The sequence below is a fragment of the Brevundimonas nasdae genome (genome assembly GCF_019395145.1).
GTDB classification, from domain to species: domain Bacteria; phylum Pseudomonadota; class Alphaproteobacteria; order Caulobacterales; family Caulobacteraceae; genus Brevundimonas; species Brevundimonas nasdae.
Genome location: NZ_CP080034.1, coordinates 3,259,025 through 3,275,869 on the forward strand (window position 1 = coordinate 3,259,025; position 16,845 = coordinate 3,275,869).

The following is a 16,845-nucleotide window of genomic DNA, read 5'->3' on the forward strand; positions in this document are numbered from 1 at the left end:
GACAGCTGTCGTCATGGTATCGCGTCGCCCGCGACCACAACGAGCGATATCTCGTCAAACCATGCCTCGATTTGCGTTCGTGTTCGTGGTGCGGTCTCGTCACGACCCTCAATACCTTGGTTGTAAATGCCCGTGATCGCCTCGGGGTCCGACCGCTGCGCGTGGCAGGCCGTCATCATGTGAGTTTTCCCGTGGTCACCAGAAAAATCGACGTTCCCAGCAGAGCCAACGGGTGTGGCTCCTCCACAAAACGCTACCAATTCTCGCTAAAGATGATGCCAATCCGGTGAGACGAACGCCGCTTCGGGTGGCTCGGTATTCTTTCATGTTCTTGTTGCGCGATGTTTTCTGGACGCTCGGGCAAGGAAGGATGGCAGTCCTCGCTGATCCCGGGTGGAGCGGCAAGGTTCCATCGTCCCCACCACCACCGCGCCCTCGACGCCGCAGAGGTGGAGCGTCAGGTCTTATCGCGGTCGGGCGACTGACCGAGGCCGTGTGGTCGAGGTCCTAGTTGCCCCCCTTCCAACCGCCGACGACCCGCAACAGATCGCCGCCACGACGGCCGTTCAGCCGGCACGGTGCGATGACGCGGTCATAGACGATGGCCCGGCCGTTCCGCCCCCGGACGGCGACACAGGCCAGGAACCTGCTTCGCACCAGCCTAGACAGATGATCACGGTCGGTCCGGCCTGTCGGACCGTGAAACTCCGGTGCGTCAAAGTCCGACGGCCGGACCTCAATCCACATGGCCGGATTTGCACTGGGACCGAGGCACGGGCTATCGCCGTCGCCGATGTAGCGGACGACGCCGGAGACGGTCTCACCGTACCGGCTCGGGAGACGTCCCTCACAGGGGGCCGCGTGGGCGACGGCCGGGGCCAAGGATGAGGCTGGCGAGGATCAGGATCAATTTCATCGACGCACGATGGAGCGCGTCTGTCGCTCCGCCAAGCCGCGACCGCAGCAAAGGGGAAAGCGAGGGCGGCGGCGGCGCTCCAACGGGGAGCGCAGACCAGGAGGTCGCCATGAGATCCCTTCCGCGCCACGCAGAGGCCCCCCCGCTGGCCTCGATGCCGCACCGCGCGACGCCGGAGCCCTCGACGCTCACCGCACTCGATGACCAGACCTTGCTCGGCCTGCTGTTGGGCCGGTGTCTGGCCGGGTCGGATGTCGATCCGATCGCCGAGGCCTTGCTGGATCGGTTCGGATCTCTCGGCGACATAGCTGCCGCCGAAGTCTCCGAACTCGGCCGTCTCCCGGGACTGGGTCCGACCGCAATCCTGGATCTCAAGCTTCTGCGCGAGCTTAGCATCCGGCTGGCCCGAAGCGCCGCCTGCGCCCGCCCGGTCCTGTCGTCATGGAACACAGTCCTGGCCTATGCGCGGACAACCTTAGCCTATCTCCCGCGGGAGCAGTTCCGGACGCTCTATCTGGATCGCCGCAACATCCTGCTGTGCGACGAACTCGTCGCCGACGGATCCGCTTATCGGGTCGATGCCGTGTCCCCGGCCGGGGCCGGCGGCCTGACCCAGTTGATGCCGGGGACGGCGGCCGACCTCGCTGTTCGCGACCGATTTGACCCGATCGAGAACTTGAATGGCGGGGCCGACTATCTGGCGCGGCAGGTGCTTCGTTTCGGGGAGGTCCGCCTCGCCCTTGCAGCGTATAACTCGGGACCGGACCGCGTCGCTCGTCTCGGCCGCATCCCGCACATCGCGGAGACCCAGGCCTATGTGGCTTCCGCAGTGGACTGTTACCTCGCGCTCACGGCCGGGCGCGGCGCCCGGAACTCCCGCGAGTGCCGGTCGCCGGAGCCCGGTCGATGATCCCCGCAGCAGAGCCTGTGGTTCCTGCGTCAGAGGCGGCTGACGAGGATCTCCTGACCCGCAAGGAGGCGTCCGCCTTCTTGGTCCAGTACGGCATTCGCATGAAGCCCGAGACCCTTGCGCGACTGTGGTCCACTGGCGGCAATGGGCCTCCCTGTCTGCACGTTCGGCACAGGCCCTACTATCCGCGTGGCGTGCTTCGCGCCTGGGCTCTGACCCAGGTTAGCGACCTTCGCGCGTCTGCGCCGCCCGCGGCCAAGGGGCGGCGTCATGGTTGAGGCGGGACTGGAAGGGTTCAGAACCGAGTGGCCGTCGACGGTAGCGGACCTGCTGATCGACCCGGCGGTCAGCTTCGCTTTGAAAGATGTTCTTCGACTCTGGGAAGTCCGCGATCCGGTCGATGCGGCGCGAGACGCCCGGTTGCTCGCCGAGGTTCTGGAGCGCCGGGCAGACGAGGCGGTGTCATGGATACGGTGACCGTCCCACCCTTCGATGAACTGGAGGATCGCATTTTGCCGTGGTCGCAGGTGAAGATTATCTGCGGGCTGAGCCGGACGACGGTCTGGCGCATGTCGAAGACCGGGGATTTCCCGGCCTGTGTTCAGGTCTCGCAGAACCGGGTCGGATGGTGGCAGAGCGAACTGCTCGCATGGAAACGGGCAAGAACGCCACGGCGTCTCCCGGAGCCCCGGGTCGTTTTGGCAGCCTTGAAGCCGCTCGAGCCGACGCAGGTCAGACAGACCGTGGAGGAGCAGCTGGATACCTCGGCATCGGTCGTCGCGACTGGCCAGGATCCAACCGCCAAGACCCGCCGGAAACGAAAGCCGGTCGTCCCGGAGAACCAGACGACGTTCGACTTCGGTGGCTGAAGGGATGGTCAGGTCGATCCCGCTCGCCTGAAACGCACGCGGTCGGCGCCGGCGATCAGGACGGCGTCGAAACCGGCATCCGTCCAGGCCTTGTGCTGAACAGGGGCCGTGGCCGGTTCGCTCGGGCTGGCCCACCACTGCGGCAAGCTCGCGCTCTTGGGCAGCATATAGCCGATCTTGCGCTCCATCTCGACGAAAGAGAGTTCGAGATCATCGGCCTTCTGTTTGCGGAGATAGTCCCGAAGCGGATCGTACTTGCCCATGACCTACAAAGCCGGACAGCGCCGCTATTGCCAAGGGACAGACGCGATGAAAACCTATGCGGAGGCGCTGGAGCCCGACGCGCGATACCGGATCGTGATGACGGACGACCCGGTCGACGGCCTGCGCCCATTGAGCTTCCGCGACCACTACGACATGGTCGCCGATCTGGAGCTGCCTGCCGGTGCGCCTGACGTCGTGGTCAGGATCTACGCGCGCGCCCTGAATGCGCTGATCTACGGCTGGCTTGACTACGAACTGATGGTGGTCGCCGCCGGCCAGGCCCTGGCCAGTCTCGAGTTCGCTCTCAAGATCCGCCTGGGCGCTGACGCGAAGAAGATGCCCGGTCTTGCGAGGCGTCTTGGATATGCGGTTGAACGGAACATTCTATCGGCCCCGCAGAAAAGTCAGTGGGGCGACGATCATGTGTTGCTGGTCCACATTCGCAACGAGATCGCTCACGGAAGCGAGCACGTCTATCCGCCCAACCTCGCCGCAATCATATTCGACCGTTGTCGGGCGCTGATTTGCGAGCTTAACGACCTTCCGGCGCCGAGCCTCCGAAAACGATGACGGCGTCGCCCTTCCGCGCCTCGTGAGACCGACATGGACAAGTTTGAGCTTCTGAGCACGTTCTGCGAAAGCGCCATTTCGCGGCCGGAAGAGAGCCGGCCGGTCATCATCCCCTGAAGGTGGCGCACATGCGGCTGTGCGCCTCGCGGGCGATCTATGTTCGGGCCTATCCGCGCGAGACCCAGGAGATGCTGTTCGACGCGCATGCGCGGGCGTTCGCCTTCTTCGGCGGCGTGCCGACGCGCGGGATCTACGACAACATGAAGACGGCGGTGACGACGGTGTTCACGGGCAAGGACCGGGTGTTCAACCGGCGCTTCCTGGTCATGGCGAGCCACTACATGGTGGAGCCGACGGCCTGCTCCCCGGCGGCGGGCTGGGAGAAGGGCCAGGTCGAACACCAGGTCCAGACGGCCCGGGGACGGTTCTTCCAGCCGCGCCTGCGCTTCACCAGCCTGGAGGAGCTGAACGGCTGGCTGGAGGCGGAGTGCCGGCGCTGGGGCGAGCTGCGTCAGCACGGCGTCCCGCTCTAGCCATCACCGAGTAGCGGTTGCGGTCGAAGCTGATCAGGCAGGTCCCGGTCACCGCGTGCTCGCTCTCGTGGAAGCCGTCGAACGGGCCCAGCATGGGCTGCAGCGCCGGGCGCTCGGCGGCCAGGGCCTGAGCAACCGTCAGCTCTTTCTGCTCGGGGTGCTGACGCAGCTCGCCCCAGCGCCGGCACTCCGCCTCCAGCCAGCCGTTCAGCTCCTCCAGGCTGGTGAAGCGCAGGCGCGGCTGGAAGAACCGTCCCCGGGCCGTCTGGACCTGGTGTTCGACCTGGCCCTTCTCCCAGCCCGCCGCCGGGGAGCAGGCCGTCGGCTCCACCATGTAGTGGCTCGCCATGACCAGGAAGCGCCGGTTGAACAGCCGGTCCTTGCCCGTGAACACAGTCGTCACCGCCGTCTTCATGTTGTCGTAGATCCCGCGCGTCGGCACCCCGCCGAAGAAGGCGAACGCCCGCGCATGCGCGTCGAACAGCATCTCCTGGGTCTCGCGCGGGTAGGCCCGAACATAGATCGCGCGTGACGCGCACAGTCGCATGTGCGCCACCTTCACCCGCATCGGCTTGCCCGCGATCTCCACGTCCTCGTGGCTCCAGTCGAACTGGTAGGCTTCGCCCGGCCTGAACATCAGCGGGATGAACGACGGTGCATCCGCCACGCCCCGGCGTCGCTTCAGCCGCCACCCCGCCGCGTAGCGCCGGACCGCGTCATACGACCCGTCGAACCCCTCGCGCACCAGTAGGTCATGGACCCGCGTCATCCGCAGCTTCTCGCGCCGCGGCCGCGCCTCGTCCTCTTCCAGCAGTTCATCGAGCCTGGCCTGGAACGGCCCCAGCCTTGGCAACGGCTGCACCGCCCGCCGATAGGCGAACTCCGCATCCGGCTCCCGGATCGCCTTGCGAACCACCTTGCGCGACAATCGAAGGTCACGCGCGATCGCTTTGATCGCCTTGCCGGACGCAAACTCGCGCCGGATCCTCAACACCGTCTCCAACACCAACATCCCGAACTCGCCGCCTGACATCCGCCAAGCCGCCACCGTTAGACCTCAGGAATGAGGGGTCCTTATTCGACGCCGATCACACCGCTAACGGGGTCCCTTTTCCACGCCGATCCACATCCGAGAGTTCGCTTTCTTCATCGCCGGATTGATGAACACCCTGGCGGCGGAAGAACTCACCTTCGGTACCTTCAATCCCGGTGCCTATATGGCCATCGACGACCTGCGACTGTCCGCCGTCGTCGATCCGGGCGCCAAGCCTTCCATCCTGCGCGCCGGGCGGCGAGCCGGGCCGGCTCCAGATCGGGAAATGGTCATGCAGGGCGATCAGTCCGCCCTGACGCGCTCCTCTCCGGCTCGTCGTCGGGACTAGGCGGCGGTAATCGCCGCGTGGCCCAGGTGAGCGGCCAGGAAGTCCGTGAACGGGCCGATGTCGCCAAAGGTGCTCGCGGCTTCCAGAGCGGCCATGTAGTCAGCCCTCGATTGTTTGGGAATGACTGTCCAGGGGTAGCCCCCAGCCGCCATCATCACGTTCATCAGGAAGCGACCGGTCCGGCCATTACCGTCGAAATACGGGTGGATGTAGACATAGATGAAATGGCCCAGGACGATGCGCACCGCCGGGTCCGGCTCATCCGTCAACAGGGTGAAGAATGCCGGCATGGCGTCACGCACCGCGTCCGCGTTCAGGGGGACGTGTCGAGAGCCCTTGAGATAGACGGGTCCGTTTCGATAACCGGCCAGATTCTCGGGCCGCAATAATCCCGCGACGATCTTCGGGGCGAACATTTCCCGGTACCAGCGTTGATGGTCCCTGTCCGCGACAGCCCCGGGGTTGGCGCCGCCAATGACCTCGCGCACGCTTTCGCGGACCGCTTGGAACGCTTGCCAATACCCTCGGGCCGCCAGGGCATCCTCCATCCGGCGGTCGTCCGGATCGGCCTGGGGCGTCCACTGACCCGAGCGTACCCGTTCGATAAGTTCCGGGCTGACGGTGTAGCCCTCGATCGAAAGCGAGTGATAGGCGTCCGTCACATAGAGTCCGTCGACCTCGGCGAGATAGGCGTCGACGTCATTGACCCGCGAGGCCGGTTGCGGGAACCGTCCGATGACGGCTTCGCGCATCTGCGCCCACATCGTGCGGATACGATGCACATAGGGCGATCGGTCCCGTTGATAGGGGATGCGGGCGCGCTCCCGGAAAGGATCCGTCTCGCGGACCTCATAGCCGGCGGTTCGCATCGTCTCCAGAATGTCCTGCGCCTCACGATCTCGACCGATGTTGCGAAAGGCCCCGGCGAGGCGGCCGGCGACGACGCTGTGGCCTCCCGCCAGAAGTCGGGCCAGAAGTTCGGAGGCGTCGCCCAGAGTGGAAAGAACGGTGCGTGCTTCAAGAGGGTTCTGCTCGAAGAAGACGGCTTGAGCGAGGATCAGGGCGGCCGCGGGTCGGTAGAGCCGGAGACCTTGCCATTCGAGCATGTCGGCGGCGTCGGGGAGAGCGGCCCTGGTCTCGAACAGGGACGTCCCGTGCAGGAAGGCTGTGGGTTGATTGTTCGCAGCAGGCGATCGCACCAGGAGTTGGGCGGGAGCCACGGTATCGCCGGCCTGGAGCCTGAGGGACTGCTCCGGGCTGAGGATCCAGTCCGAACCGAAGCGGCCCTCAAGATAGTCCCGGTAGAAACCCCAGAAGGCGGCGTACCAGCTCGTGGTGTCGCCCGGACGTTCGCCGGGGTGGCTCGCGACGTACCAGCCCTTGATGACGGGTTGCAGAAACCGGTTCTTGAGCAGTACCTCCCGTGTCGATCGCGTCAGGTCGGCGGACGGTATGGCGACCTGACCGCGCTCCTGGAGCGTTCTCAGGGTTTCTAGGGCCGCAGCCAGCTTTTCGTTCGGCGTCATACAGGACTCTTTTCAGCCGCTTGGATCTCGTCCCGCCCAGTACGTGAGCGAGTTTATCGTGACGTACCTATGATAGTTTATCGTGCCGTTCGTACCATAGTTTTTCGTGCTGTGCGTTATTTAGTATTTTGCGCCAATCGGATATGACTCTCGTACGGCGGTCTTTGCATGAATTACAAAAACCAACTCAACCTGCCGTCTCATCCCAGGTACTTCGCATGACGATTCTGACAGGCCTCGAGATGAAGATGGCGCTCGAACTGTTCGAGTCCGGCGGGCACGTACTCGACTTCACCAACGCCACATACGCCGCGTTCTTCCGCTCGGAAGTCGGGATCGACATCTACGACGACGCCTATGCGATCTATGGGACATCGAAGGGCAAGCGCCTGAGAGCCTTCCTGGAAAAGGCGCAGCCGGCAGGCATACGGAAGATACTGGTGTCGCTGTGGGGCTATCGGCAGATGACGTTGCGGATCAGCGGTGAGGCTGATCCGTTGATCGATTTTGGGACGGACCTGTCGGCCTTGATCGTGCGGCTTGGCGGTAAGCCGTTGACCCTGTCCCCAGTGCCGACACACCCGGCATCGGAGGCAGAGGATGCCGTTGATCATGCCGCACTGATGACGAGCCTCCGCGAGATAATGACTCTGGCCCCCCATCCCCGTGGCTTCGCTTTCGAAAAATTCCTGAAAGGCATGTTCGACGCCTGGCGGCTCGATGCGCGCAAGGCGTTCAAGATCATCGGTGAACAGATCGACGGTAGCTTTCAACTTGGTGACGCCACCGTGCTGCTCGAAGCCAAATGGCAGAACCACCCCGTCGACCTGATCACCCTGCAAGGCTTTCAGGGCCGGTTGGAGGACCGGCCCATATGGACGCGGGGCCTTTTCATCAGCTACGGCGGGTTTTCCGTCGAGGCGCTTCAGCGTTTCCAGACCAGGCGAGTCGTCTTGATGGACGGCCTGGACATTCATGACCTTCTCGACAGGAAGCTTTCGCTCAAGGACGTGATCAACGCCAAGAGCCGCCGGGCGTCCGAAACGGGTCAAGGTTATGTCCCGGTTCGAGACCTGTTCCCAAGCTGAGCGTGTAGGTCGGCGATCTGCCTCAGCCCGCATGATAACTGCCAAGGACGAGTTGGTTTGGTGTTTGGCGTGTTGGAACACCCTGGGTGTCCAAAAAGCACCCTCGATCAAACTGGCTCAGCTACACTGTCGGACCGATACCGCAGTTAGGTGGTCGCCCCCGACTTCAGATTTTGGGACTGAATCGCTCACCAATCCGCTCCGCAAGGGCCCGAACCGGATCATCGCTTAGATGGGCATACCGTTCAGTGGCGCGACTGTTGGCGTGTCCCAGCGCCTTGCCGATCATCGGGAGACTGGCGCCGTCGGCCAGGGCGAAGCTTGCGAAACTGTGGCGCAGGTCGTGGATGCGGACGCCTTCCAGCTTGGCTTTGGGGAGCACCTTATCGCGCCAGATCTTGGACTCGGAGGTCGCGTATCCGTTGTCGCCCTTGGTGGCCGGGAAGACGAACTGGCTTCGACCGCGGGTCTTGTAGAGGCGCTGCAGGATTCCGAAGGCCATGTCGTTGAGCGAGATCCGACGATCCCCAGTGCGACCGCCGGCCTTGGTGCGGCTCGGCGGCAGCACGAGCCGGCGCCGGTCGAAATCGACCTCCGTCCAGCGCAGGCCTGCGATTTCGTTGCGCCGCGCGCCCGTCAGAAGCAGAAGCCGATAGACCGCGCCCTGCCGTTCGGAGATCGTCGCATCCGCCTCCAGGGCGTCGAGAGCGGCGATCAGGTCCTGGGCCTGGGCCTCTGACAGGAAGCGTTCGACCGCCGGTCGGAGCTTTCGTTCGACCTTGGCGCACGGGTTAGGGCCGGCGAAATGGCCCTTGTCGATCGCCCAGTTGAAGGTCGCCCGCAGGGTGGAATAGGTGCGGTCAGCGATGCCTGCTCCGCCCTTAACGATGGATCGACCACGAAGTTTGGTCTTCACATCCTTGGCGGTCTTCCCGGCCGTGATCGATCGGATCATCCCGGTGATGTGGTCGCGGGTGACCGTATCAAGCGCCATCTTGCCAAGCAGGGGCACGACATGGCGCTCGAGGTTCGTCCGGTCCATGGCCCATGACGAATCCCGTTTGGTCGGTTTGTCGTCCGGTCCCTTGTCCAGATACAGCTCGACCAGGCCTTTGACGGTGAGACCCTCGATGCGCCTGCGGGCTTCGCCGGGATCGATGCCGCGCCGCGCATCGACCACCACCGCCGCCGCCTCCTTGCGAGCCCGATCCGCCGTGAGCTTGTCCGGCCCATCCCCATGCTCGCCGAGCGTCAGCCAGCGCTGGATCCCGCGGACCCGATACTTGATGGCGAACATCCTTCGGACAGACTTGGCGGCATGGCCCTGTCGGGTTTCCGTCCCAGGATAGATTCGGAGGCAGAAGCCTGCGATCTCGCTGTCCCAGATCCGACCCTCGCCGGTCTCTGGAACGGGCACGCTCTCAACCACGCGCTTGGTGAGTTTTTGCTTCGTCATGGCGATAGAAATATACGCTCATTTCCGAGCCACCGCTACCACTCCGCTACCAACTCAAGTGAAAACGGCCGAAACGCTCCGCAACCGGATAAACAAGAAACTCTATGCAAAACAACGTACAAAGCTGATTTTCGGAACGTCCTGAAAAGCCCGGAAATGCTGATCCTCAACATTGCCAAGGTTGGGGTCGAGAGTTCGAATCTCTTCGCCCGCTCCAAGTCGAGAACACGAAACGGCCCGTCAGCAATGACGGGCCGTTTGTCGTTTCAGGTCTGTTTCGCATCTGGATTTCGGGTGCGGGCGGCCTTTCGCCCTCTCGACCTGTCGGACAGGATTTGCTTGGCTGGGCCGCACCATTCGATGAGGCCGTCCATGATCCGTCACCGCCGCAAACTGGTCGCGTTGGCCGCACTCGCCGTCTCTGGCATCGCGCTGGGCGCCTGCGCCTATAACGAGGCCCTGGGCCGCAGCCAGTTCCTGATCGTCGACAACGCCTCGATGATCCAGCAGTCGAACGCCGCCTGGGCCGAGGCTGTCCGCACCCAGAACGTGACCACGACGGGCGCCCAGGTCGACCGCATCCGCCGGGTGGGGAGCAAGCTGGTGCAGGCGGCCCGTCTCGACAATCGGACCTGGGACTATGCGGTCTTCACCAACACCAGCCCCAACGCCTTCGTCCTGCCGTCCGGCCAGATCGGCGTGACCACGGGCCTGTTGTCGCTGGTGCAGAACGACGACCAGCTGGCCGCCGTCATCGGCCACGAGATCGCGCACGTCGTCGCCAATCATGCGGCGGAGCGTTCCTCGTCCCAGGCCGTGACCTCCATCGGCCTGCAGCTGGGTCAGAGGATCGCGGGCGACTATGGGCAGGCGGTGGGCGCCTATGGCGGTCTGGCGGCCCAGTACGGGGTCCTGCTGCCCTATTCGCGCCGGGACGAGCTGGAGGCGGACCGGCTGGGCGTGGACTATGTCCAGGCGGCCGGGTGGCGGCCCAGCCAGTCGGTGGCCCTGTGGCGGCTGATGGCGGCGCAGCGCCAGACGGCGACGCCGCAGTTCGCCTCGACCCACCCGTCGGATGCGACCCGGATCACGGCGCTGGAGCAGTATATCGCCAGCCGCGGCTGGAGCTGATCAGACCCGGATGTCGAGATAGGTCCCGGGGCGCATGATCCGGGGCTCCTCACGCTGGGCGCTGGGCGGCGCCTCGGCCGGGCGGGTCGGGCTGACCGTGCGGATCGTGGACATGACGGCGGCGGAAGGCAGGGGCGCCGACGGAGCAGCCGCAGCCTGCGCCTGATTCATCGCCGCCCGGAAGAAGGCCGCCTGGGCGCTGCGTGCGCTGGGCAGGTCCAACCCCTGCTGGGTCGGCGTCAAAGACATTCCGGGGCGAATCGCGCTCATGCGGACATGGTTAACGCATACCGTCGAGAAATGGTTAATGCGCCGGTGAAGCTGTCAGTGTTTTGCGCTGGGCGGTTGGCGCGGCGGGGCCTGCATCGAGGCGACCAGGCGGTCGATATCCGCGTCGTTCAACAGCGGGCCGGAGTGTTTGGCGGTGATCCGGCCCATGGCGTCGACGGCGAAGGTCTCGGGCACGCCTGAAATCCCCAGGTCCAGCCCGGCGCGTCCCTCATGGTCCACCAGAACCAGCGCGAACGGATCGCCCATCTCAGCCAGGAAGGCGCGGGTGGCCACCGGTTCGTCCTTGTAGGCGATGCCGACCACATTGACGCCGCGCGCCTTCAGTTCCAGCAGCTTGGGGTGCTCCACCCGGCACGGCGCGCACCAGGAGGCGAAGACATTGACCAGCATGGGTTTGCCCACGCCTGCGGTCTTGAGGTCCAGATTGCCTGGGCCGGGCTGGTCGCCCGTCAGCATGGGCAGGACCGTCTCGGGGATCTGCTGGCCGACCATGGCGTCGGGTTTGTAGGCCGGATCGCGGTTCAGCGACCAGCCGACGAACAGTATGGCGAGAGCCGCGAGCACGGCCAGGGGGATCAGGGCCAGCCAGCGGTTCATTGTCCCTGTCCTGCCACGCGTTGCGCTGCATGAGAACGCGGCGTCTCATCGGCGTCTGTCAGGCGCTGGAGTTCGCGCTTCCACCGGCGCGAGGCGATGAGGGCGCGGGCGGCCAGAGCGATCAGGACCAGGGCGCTGGCGCCCCAGGCGGGCCAGACGAACAGCGCGTAACGGCCCATGTCGAGGTCCAGCATTCAGGCCTCCATCCTTAAGCTTCCAGCGCCTGTCGGGCGCGCAGGGTGACGACGCGGCGACGCCGGACCTCGGTGCGGATCGCGGTCAGCCACAGCGCCAGGAACAGCACGCCATAGGCCGCCAACATGGTCAGAAAGGGCGGCAGATAGACCGGGTCCAGTCCCGATGATCCAGGCGTCAGGAAACTGGCGGGCTGGTGCAGGGTGTTCCACCAGTCGACCGAGAATTTGACGATCGGCAGATTGATCAGGCCGACCAGACCCAGAACGGCGGCGGCGCGCGCCCCCTTCTGCTCGTCGTCGATCGAGGCCCTCAGCGCCATATAGCCGAGGTAGAACAGGAACAGCACCAGCACGCTGGTCAGCCGGGCGTCCCAGACCCACCAGGTGCCCCACATCGGCTTGCCCCACAGCGAACCGGTGAACAGGGCCAGGGCGGTGAAGGCCGCGCCCGGCAGAGCGGCGGCGCGGGCGGCGGCGTCGGCCAGCGCATGACGAAAGACCAAAGCAAAGAAGCTGGACACGCCCAGCGCCCCATAGGCGCCCAGCCCCCAGACGGCGGCGGGCACATGGACGAACATGATCCGCACCGTCTCGCCCTGCTGATAATCGGCGGGCACGGTGAAGCTGAGCCAGCTTCCGACCGCCAGCAACACGACGGCCAGCCCCCATAGAATGGGGGTCAGCGGCCCGGTGAAGGCCATGAAGCGCTGCGGGTTTGACAGGCCGAACATCGGTCAGCGCTTACGCGGCGTCGCGGCGAGGGGCAAGCGGCGGTCCTTCATCATCTCTGGCGTCATCCCTGGGCGTTCCTGACGGCAGCGGCGCTGGCGAAGGCGGTGATGACGGCGGCGAACAGGACATAGGCGCCCAGGAAGGCCAGCGCGGGGACAGGCGACTGGCCGCTGGACGCCCGTTCCAGGGCGCCTGCGCCGAAGACGACGGGCGGAATGAACAGGGGCAGGACGACGACCGCGATCAGCAGGCCGCCGCGTCGTGCGCCTAACGCCAAGGCCGCCCCCAGCGTCCCGGTCAGGGCGAATCCCGCGCCCCCGATCAGGGCCGACAGGGCCGCCAGGGGGGCCAGTGCAGGCGGCAGGCCCAGGGCCATGGCGGCGATGGGGGCGGTCAGGGCCAGCGGAACGCCGACGGCGATCCACTGGGCTAGGGCCTTGATCATGACCACGGCCTCCATCGGCAGATGCCCCAGCGCCAGCAGGTCCAGAGCCCCGTCCTCCAGGTCGCGTTCGAACAGCCGCTCCAGCGACAGCAGCGACGCCAGGGCCAGGGCCAGCCAGGCGACGCCGCCGGCGACAGGGCCCAGCGTGCGAAAATCCCCGCCGACCGCCAGGGGCAGCACCGCCGTCAGACAGACGAAGAAGCCGCAGGCCAGCAAGGGCCCGCCGCCGCCGCTCCAGGCCAGATCAAGCTCACGCTCCAGCAGCACGCGGGTGGCGCCGCGCAAGCCGGGCGGACGGGGTTCGCGCTGAACGGGGGGGCGGCTCATCCCAGACCTCCCAGATCAAGCGTACGGACGGGAATGGGCAGCGGATCATGCACGGCGGCGACGATCAGACCGTCAGCGTCCAGATGGCGGCGCATCTGGTCGGCGAAGGCCTCGCGCCAGCGCACATCCAGCGGCGCCATCGGTTCGTCCAGAAGCCACAGGGCGCGTGGCGACCCGATCAGCCGACCCATGGCCAGACGACGGCGCTGACCTGCGGACAGGCGGCGCACCTCCAAGCCCAGCAGGGGCTGCAGGCCGAACGCCTCGGCGGCGTGGTCAAAACCGTGCTGGGTGTGGCCCAGCCAGTCGCACTGGAAGCCCAGTTCTTCCCGCGTCGTCCGTCCCGTCTTCAGCGCGTCCTGATGGCCCAGGAAATGGACCTCGCGCCCGCGCGCCGTGCGCTCGTCCAGCAGATTGCCGTCGCCGTCGCGGAACGCGATGGTCCCGGCGTCGGGCCGCAGCAGACCGGCGATGGCGCGCAACAGACTGGTCTTGCCCGCTCCGTTCGCCCCTGTCAGCGCCAGGGCCTGGCCTGCCTTCAGTTCCAGGTTCAGGCCATTGAACAGCCTGCGCTCGCCGCGCGTGACGGTCAGGTCGGTCAGGGTCAGGGTGTGGATCATGCGGGCGGGCCGATCTGGGCGATGCCGATCTGGGCGATAATGTTGCGAACCCTTCTCAATGTCCACGTCAGGGGTGTGGACTCATGGACGGTGGGATCACGCAGGACTATATGCGCGGTTGCCGCAGCAGGCTTTCGCCGCGCGCGCAGGGGTCCTGTGAGCCGCTGCGTCTGTCGCGCGAAGGCGCAACCGGATTGTCGGGCGGCGCTGACCAGAGGAATGCTCCATGCCGTCAATCGACAGCCTCAAGACCCGCCAGGACCTTGCCGTCGGGCGTAAGAAATACGCCTATTACAGCCTTCCCGCCGCTGAGGAAGCAGGGCTTGCCGGGATTTCCCGTCTGCCGCGCTCGATGAAGGTGCTTCTCGAGAACCTGCTGCGCAACGAAGATGGCGTCTCCGTCACCGAAGCCGACCTGAAGGCCGTCGCCGCCTGGATCGAGAACAAGGGCGCCGTCGAGCACGAGATCGCCTTCCGCCCGGCCCGCGTGCTGATGCAGGACTTCACCGGCGTTCCCGCCGTGGTCGACCTGGCCGCCATGCGCGACGCCATGTCCGCCCTGGGCGCCGACGCGGCCAAGATCAACCCGCTGGTCCCCGTCGATCTGGTCATCGACCACTCGGTCATGGTCGACAATTTCGGCACCGCCAAGTCGTTCGGCCAGAACGTCGAGCGCGAATATGAGCGCAACATCGAGCGTTACAACTTCCTGCGCTGGGGTTCGTCGGCCTTCAACAACTTCCGCGTCGTTCCCCCCGGCACCGGCATCTGCCACCAGGTGAACCTGGAGAACCTGGCCCAGACCGTCTGGACCATCGACGAAGGCAAGAAGACCGTCGCCTATCCCGACACCGTCGTGGGCACCGACAGCCACACCACCATGATCAACGGCCTGGCCGTTCTGGGTTGGGGCGTGGGCGGCATCGAGGCCGAGGCCGCCATGCTGGGCCAGCCGATCCCGATGCTGATCCCGGAAGTCATCGGCTTCAAGCTGACCGGCCGTCTGCCGGAAGGCGCGACCGCGACCGATCTGGTCCTGACCGTCACCCAGATGCTGCGCAAGAAGGGCGTGGTCGGCAAGTTCGTCGAGTTCTTCGGCGACGCCCTGCCGAACATGACGATCGAAGATCAGGCGACCATCGCCAACATGGCCCCGGAATACGGCGCCACCTGCGGCTTCTTCCCCGTGTCCGCCGCCACCATCGGCTATCTGACCGCCACGGGCCGCGACAAGGCGCGCGTCGCCCTGGTCGAAGCCTATGCCAAGGCCCAGGGCCTGTGGATCGACGAAACCTCGGAAGACCCGGTCTTCACTGATGTCCTGGAACTGGACATCTCGACCGTCGTGCCGTCGCTGGCCGGTCCCAAGCGTCCGCAGGACCGCGTTGAGCTGACCACCGCCGCCCCGTCGTTCGAAACCGCCCTGACCGAAGTCTTCAACCGTCCGTCCGACGCCCCGCGCGCCGATGTCGAGGGCCAGAAGTTCACCGTCGGCGACGGCGACGTGGTCATCGCGGCCATCACCTCCTGCACCAACACCTCCAACCCGTCGGTCCTGATCGCCGCCGGTCTGGTGGCGCGCAAGGCCCATGCCCTGGGCCTGAAGGCCAAGCCCTGGGTCAAGACCTCGCTGGCCCCCGGATCGCAGGTCGTCACCGACTATCTGAACGACGCCGGTCTGCAGAAGGACCTGGACGCCCTGGGCTTCAACCTGGTCGGCTATGGCTGCACCACCTGCATCGGCAACTCGGGCCCGCTGGACCCGGCGATTTCGAAGGCGATCAACGACAACGCCCTGGTCGCGACCAGCGTCCTGTCGGGCAACCGCAACTTCGAAGGCCGGGTGAACCCGGACGTCCAGGCCAACTATCTGGCCTCGCCGCCGCTGGTCGTGGCCTACGCCATCGCCGGTTCGATGCGCATCGACATCACCAAGGACCCGATCGGCCAGGACAAGAAGGGCAAGGATGTCTTCCTGAAGGACATCTGGCCGACCAGCCAGGAGATCGCCGACATCCAGAAGAAGTCGGTCACCCCGGCCATGTTCGCCAAACGCTACAAGGACGTCTTCAAGGGCGACAAGCACTGGCAGGCGATCAAGGTCACCGGCGGCCAGACCTATGAGTGGGACGACAAGTCGACCTATGTCGCCAACCCGCCCTATTTCGAAGGCCTGTCGATGGAGCTGACCCCGGTTCAGGACATCGTGGAGGCGCGCGTCCTGGCCATCTTCGGTGACAGCATCACCACCGACCACATCAGCCCGGCCGGTTCGATCAAGAAGACCTCGCCCGCCGGCGTCTATCTGACCAACCACGGCGTCGAGGCGGCCGAGTTCAACAGCTACGGCGCCCGCCGCGGCAACCACGAAGTCATGATGCGCGGCACCTTCGCCAACATCCGCATCAAGAACCGCATCACGCCGGAAATCGAAGGCGGCGTGACCAAGCACTTCCCGTCGGGCGACACCATGTCGATCTACGACGCGGCCATGCGCTACCAGTCGGAAGGCCGTCCTCTGGTCGTCTTCGCCGGCAAGGAATACGGCACCGGCTCGTCGCGCGACTGGGCGGCCAAGGGCACGAACCTGCTGGGCGTTCGCGCCGTCATCGCCGAAAGCTTCGAGCGCATCCACCGTTCGAACCTGGTGGGCATGGGCGTGGTGCCGCTGCAGTTCAAACAGGACGGCTGGCTGAAGCTGGGCCTGACCGGTGAAGAGATCGTCACGATCCGCGGCCTGACCGACGCCAACATCGGCAAGCTGAAGCCGCGCCAGGACCTGTGGGTCGAGCTGTTCCGCCCGTCGGACGGCAAGATGGCCCGTTTCCCGGTCCGCTGCCGCATCGATAACCAGACCGAGCTGGACTATCTGCGCGCGGGCGGCGTCATGCCCTACGTCCTGCGCAACCTCGCAGGCGGCCCCGAAGCCGAAGCCCCCATCGCCGCCGAGTAAGGCGCGGCTTCAGTCGAATACGGCAAAGGCCGGTGGAG

17 protein-coding genes and 2 pseudogenes are annotated in these 16,845 nt (G+C 65.6%); 9 read left to right on the forward strand and 10 right to left on the reverse strand.

Annotated features, from left to right (window positions below; all coding sequences use genetic code 11):
- Nucleotides 1-1,025 precede the first annotated feature (1,025 nt).
- The 3 genes from KWG56_RS15885 (at nucleotide 1,026) to KWG56_RS15895 (ending at nucleotide 2,695) form a co-directional block, all read left to right on the forward strand.
- Complete coding sequence (locus tag KWG56_RS15885) at nucleotides 1,026-1,826, forward strand: transglycosylase SLT domain-containing protein (RefSeq protein ID WP_244999542.1); 801 nt, start codon at nucleotides 1,026-1,028, stop codon at nucleotides 1,824-1,826.
- A 270-nt stretch (nucleotides 1,827-2,096) separates the two neighbouring features.
- The gene (locus KWG56_RS15890) at nucleotides 2,097-2,303 is read left to right on the forward strand and encodes a hypothetical protein (protein WP_201099702.1); all 207 of its coding nucleotides are present in this window, start codon (nucleotides 2,097-2,099) and stop codon (nucleotides 2,301-2,303) included.
- Nucleotides 2,291-2,695, forward strand: coding sequence for a helix-turn-helix transcriptional regulator (locus tag KWG56_RS15895; RefSeq protein WP_219352874.1), 405 nt, complete (start codon nucleotides 2,291-2,293; stop codon nucleotides 2,693-2,695). Before KWG56_RS15890 ends, KWG56_RS15895 begins: the two co-directional genes overlap by 13 nt.
- 8 nt (nucleotides 2,696-2,703) lie before the next feature.
- Here the strand turns inward: KWG56_RS15895 and KWG56_RS15900 are convergent, their stop codons facing one another.
- Nucleotides 2,704-2,958 carry a DUF7662 domain-containing protein gene (locus KWG56_RS15900; RefSeq protein ID WP_201099700.1) on the reverse strand — a complete coding sequence of 85 codons (255 nt, stop codon included), beginning with the start codon at nucleotides 2,956-2,958 and terminating at the stop codon, nucleotides 2,704-2,706.
- Between KWG56_RS15900 and KWG56_RS15905 the strand changes: the two genes are divergently transcribed.
- Both KWG56_RS15905 and istA (KWG56_RS15910) read left to right on the forward strand, forming a co-directional pair.
- The gene (locus KWG56_RS15905) at nucleotides 2,957-3,529 is read left to right on the forward strand and encodes a hypothetical protein (protein WP_219352875.1); all 573 of its coding nucleotides are present in this window, start codon (nucleotides 2,957-2,959) and stop codon (nucleotides 3,527-3,529) included. The two genes, KWG56_RS15900 and KWG56_RS15905, sit on opposite strands and share 2 nt — an antisense overlap.
- 113 nt (nucleotides 3,530-3,642) lie before the next feature.
- A pseudogene (istA, locus tag KWG56_RS15910) lies at nucleotides 3,643-4,047 on the forward strand (IS21 family transposase); the annotation flags it as partial.
- Here istA (KWG56_RS15910) and istA (KWG56_RS15915) read toward each other — a convergent pair.
- Nucleotides 4,022-5,074: pseudogene (istA, locus tag KWG56_RS15915) on the reverse strand (IS21 family transposase); the annotation flags it as partial. The pseudogenes istA (KWG56_RS15910) and istA (KWG56_RS15915) overlap by 26 nt on opposite strands.
- A gap of 148 nt (nucleotides 5,075-5,222) precedes the next feature.
- On the opposite strand from istA (KWG56_RS15915), the gene KWG56_RS15920 reads away from it, so the two are divergent.
- Nucleotides 5,223-5,444 (forward strand): hypothetical protein, encoded by a 222-nt coding sequence (locus KWG56_RS15920; RefSeq protein ID WP_219352876.1) that lies wholly within the window; start codon nucleotides 5,223-5,225, stop codon nucleotides 5,442-5,444.
- Here KWG56_RS15920 and KWG56_RS15925 read toward each other — a convergent pair.
- Complete coding sequence (locus tag KWG56_RS15925; protein ID WP_219352877.1) at nucleotides 5,441-6,970, reverse strand: Fic family protein; 1,530 nt, start codon at nucleotides 6,968-6,970, stop codon at nucleotides 5,441-5,443. The two genes, KWG56_RS15920 and KWG56_RS15925, sit on opposite strands and share 4 nt — an antisense overlap.
- A 218-nt stretch (nucleotides 6,971-7,188) precedes the next feature.
- Between KWG56_RS15925 and KWG56_RS15930 the strand changes: the two genes are divergently transcribed.
- Nucleotides 7,189-8,058 (forward strand): restriction endonuclease, encoded by an 870-nt coding sequence (locus KWG56_RS15930; RefSeq protein ID WP_219352878.1) that lies wholly within the window; start codon nucleotides 7,189-7,191, stop codon nucleotides 8,056-8,058.
- A 166-nt stretch (nucleotides 8,059-8,224) separates the two neighbouring features.
- On the opposite strand, the gene KWG56_RS15935 is transcribed toward KWG56_RS15930, so the two are convergent.
- Nucleotides 8,225-9,514 (reverse strand): tyrosine-type recombinase/integrase, encoded by a 1,290-nt coding sequence (locus tag KWG56_RS15935; protein WP_219352879.1) that lies wholly within the window; start codon nucleotides 9,512-9,514, stop codon nucleotides 8,225-8,227.
- Between the two features lie 372 nt (nucleotides 9,515-9,886).
- Here KWG56_RS15935 and KWG56_RS15940 point away from each other — a divergent pair, with 372 nt between their 5' ends.
- On the forward strand, nucleotides 9,887-10,645 hold the full coding sequence (locus KWG56_RS15940) for a M48 family metallopeptidase (protein WP_219352880.1): 759 nt from the start codon (nucleotides 9,887-9,889) through the stop codon (nucleotides 10,643-10,645).
- Here KWG56_RS15940 and KWG56_RS15945 read toward each other — a convergent pair whose 3' ends face one another.
- The 6 genes from KWG56_RS15945 to ccmA form a co-directional block, all read right to left on the reverse strand.
- Nucleotides 10,646-10,915 carry a hypothetical protein gene (locus KWG56_RS15945; protein ID WP_219352881.1) on the reverse strand — a complete coding sequence of 90 codons (270 nt, stop codon included), beginning with the start codon at nucleotides 10,913-10,915 and terminating at the stop codon, nucleotides 10,646-10,648.
- A 54-nt stretch (nucleotides 10,916-10,969) separates the two neighbouring features.
- On the reverse strand, nucleotides 10,970-11,533 hold the full coding sequence (locus tag KWG56_RS15950) for a DsbE family thiol:disulfide interchange protein (protein ID WP_219352882.1): 564 nt from the start codon (nucleotides 11,531-11,533) through the stop codon (nucleotides 10,970-10,972).
- A complete protein-coding gene (ccmD, locus tag KWG56_RS15955) occupies nucleotides 11,530-11,727 on the reverse strand; it encodes a heme exporter protein CcmD (protein ID WP_219352883.1) in 198 nt (65 codons plus the stop codon). Before ccmD ends, KWG56_RS15950 begins: the two co-directional genes overlap by 4 nt.
- 14 nt (nucleotides 11,728-11,741) lie before the next feature.
- Entirely contained in the window at nucleotides 11,742-12,461 is a 720-nt protein-coding gene (ccmC, locus tag KWG56_RS15960; RefSeq protein ID WP_219352884.1) for a heme ABC transporter permease CcmC, read from the reverse strand.
- 62 nt (nucleotides 12,462-12,523) lie between these two features.
- Complete coding sequence (gene ccmB, locus KWG56_RS15965) at nucleotides 12,524-13,234, reverse strand: heme exporter protein CcmB (protein ID WP_219352885.1); 711 nt, start codon at nucleotides 13,232-13,234, stop codon at nucleotides 12,524-12,526.
- Nucleotides 13,231-13,854 (reverse strand): heme ABC exporter ATP-binding protein CcmA, encoded by a 624-nt coding sequence (gene ccmA / locus KWG56_RS15970; RefSeq protein ID WP_219352886.1) that lies wholly within the window; start codon nucleotides 13,852-13,854, stop codon nucleotides 13,231-13,233. The genes ccmB and ccmA overlap by 4 nt, the downstream gene beginning before the upstream one ends.
- Before the next feature lie 226 nt (nucleotides 13,855-14,080).
- On the opposite strand from ccmA, the gene acnA reads away from it, so the two are divergent.
- Nucleotides 14,081-16,807, forward strand: a complete 2,727-nt coding sequence (gene acnA, locus KWG56_RS15975; protein WP_219352887.1) for an aconitate hydratase AcnA — start codon at nucleotides 14,081-14,083, stop codon at nucleotides 16,805-16,807.
- The last annotated feature ends 38 nt before the right edge of the window (nucleotides 16,808-16,845 follow it).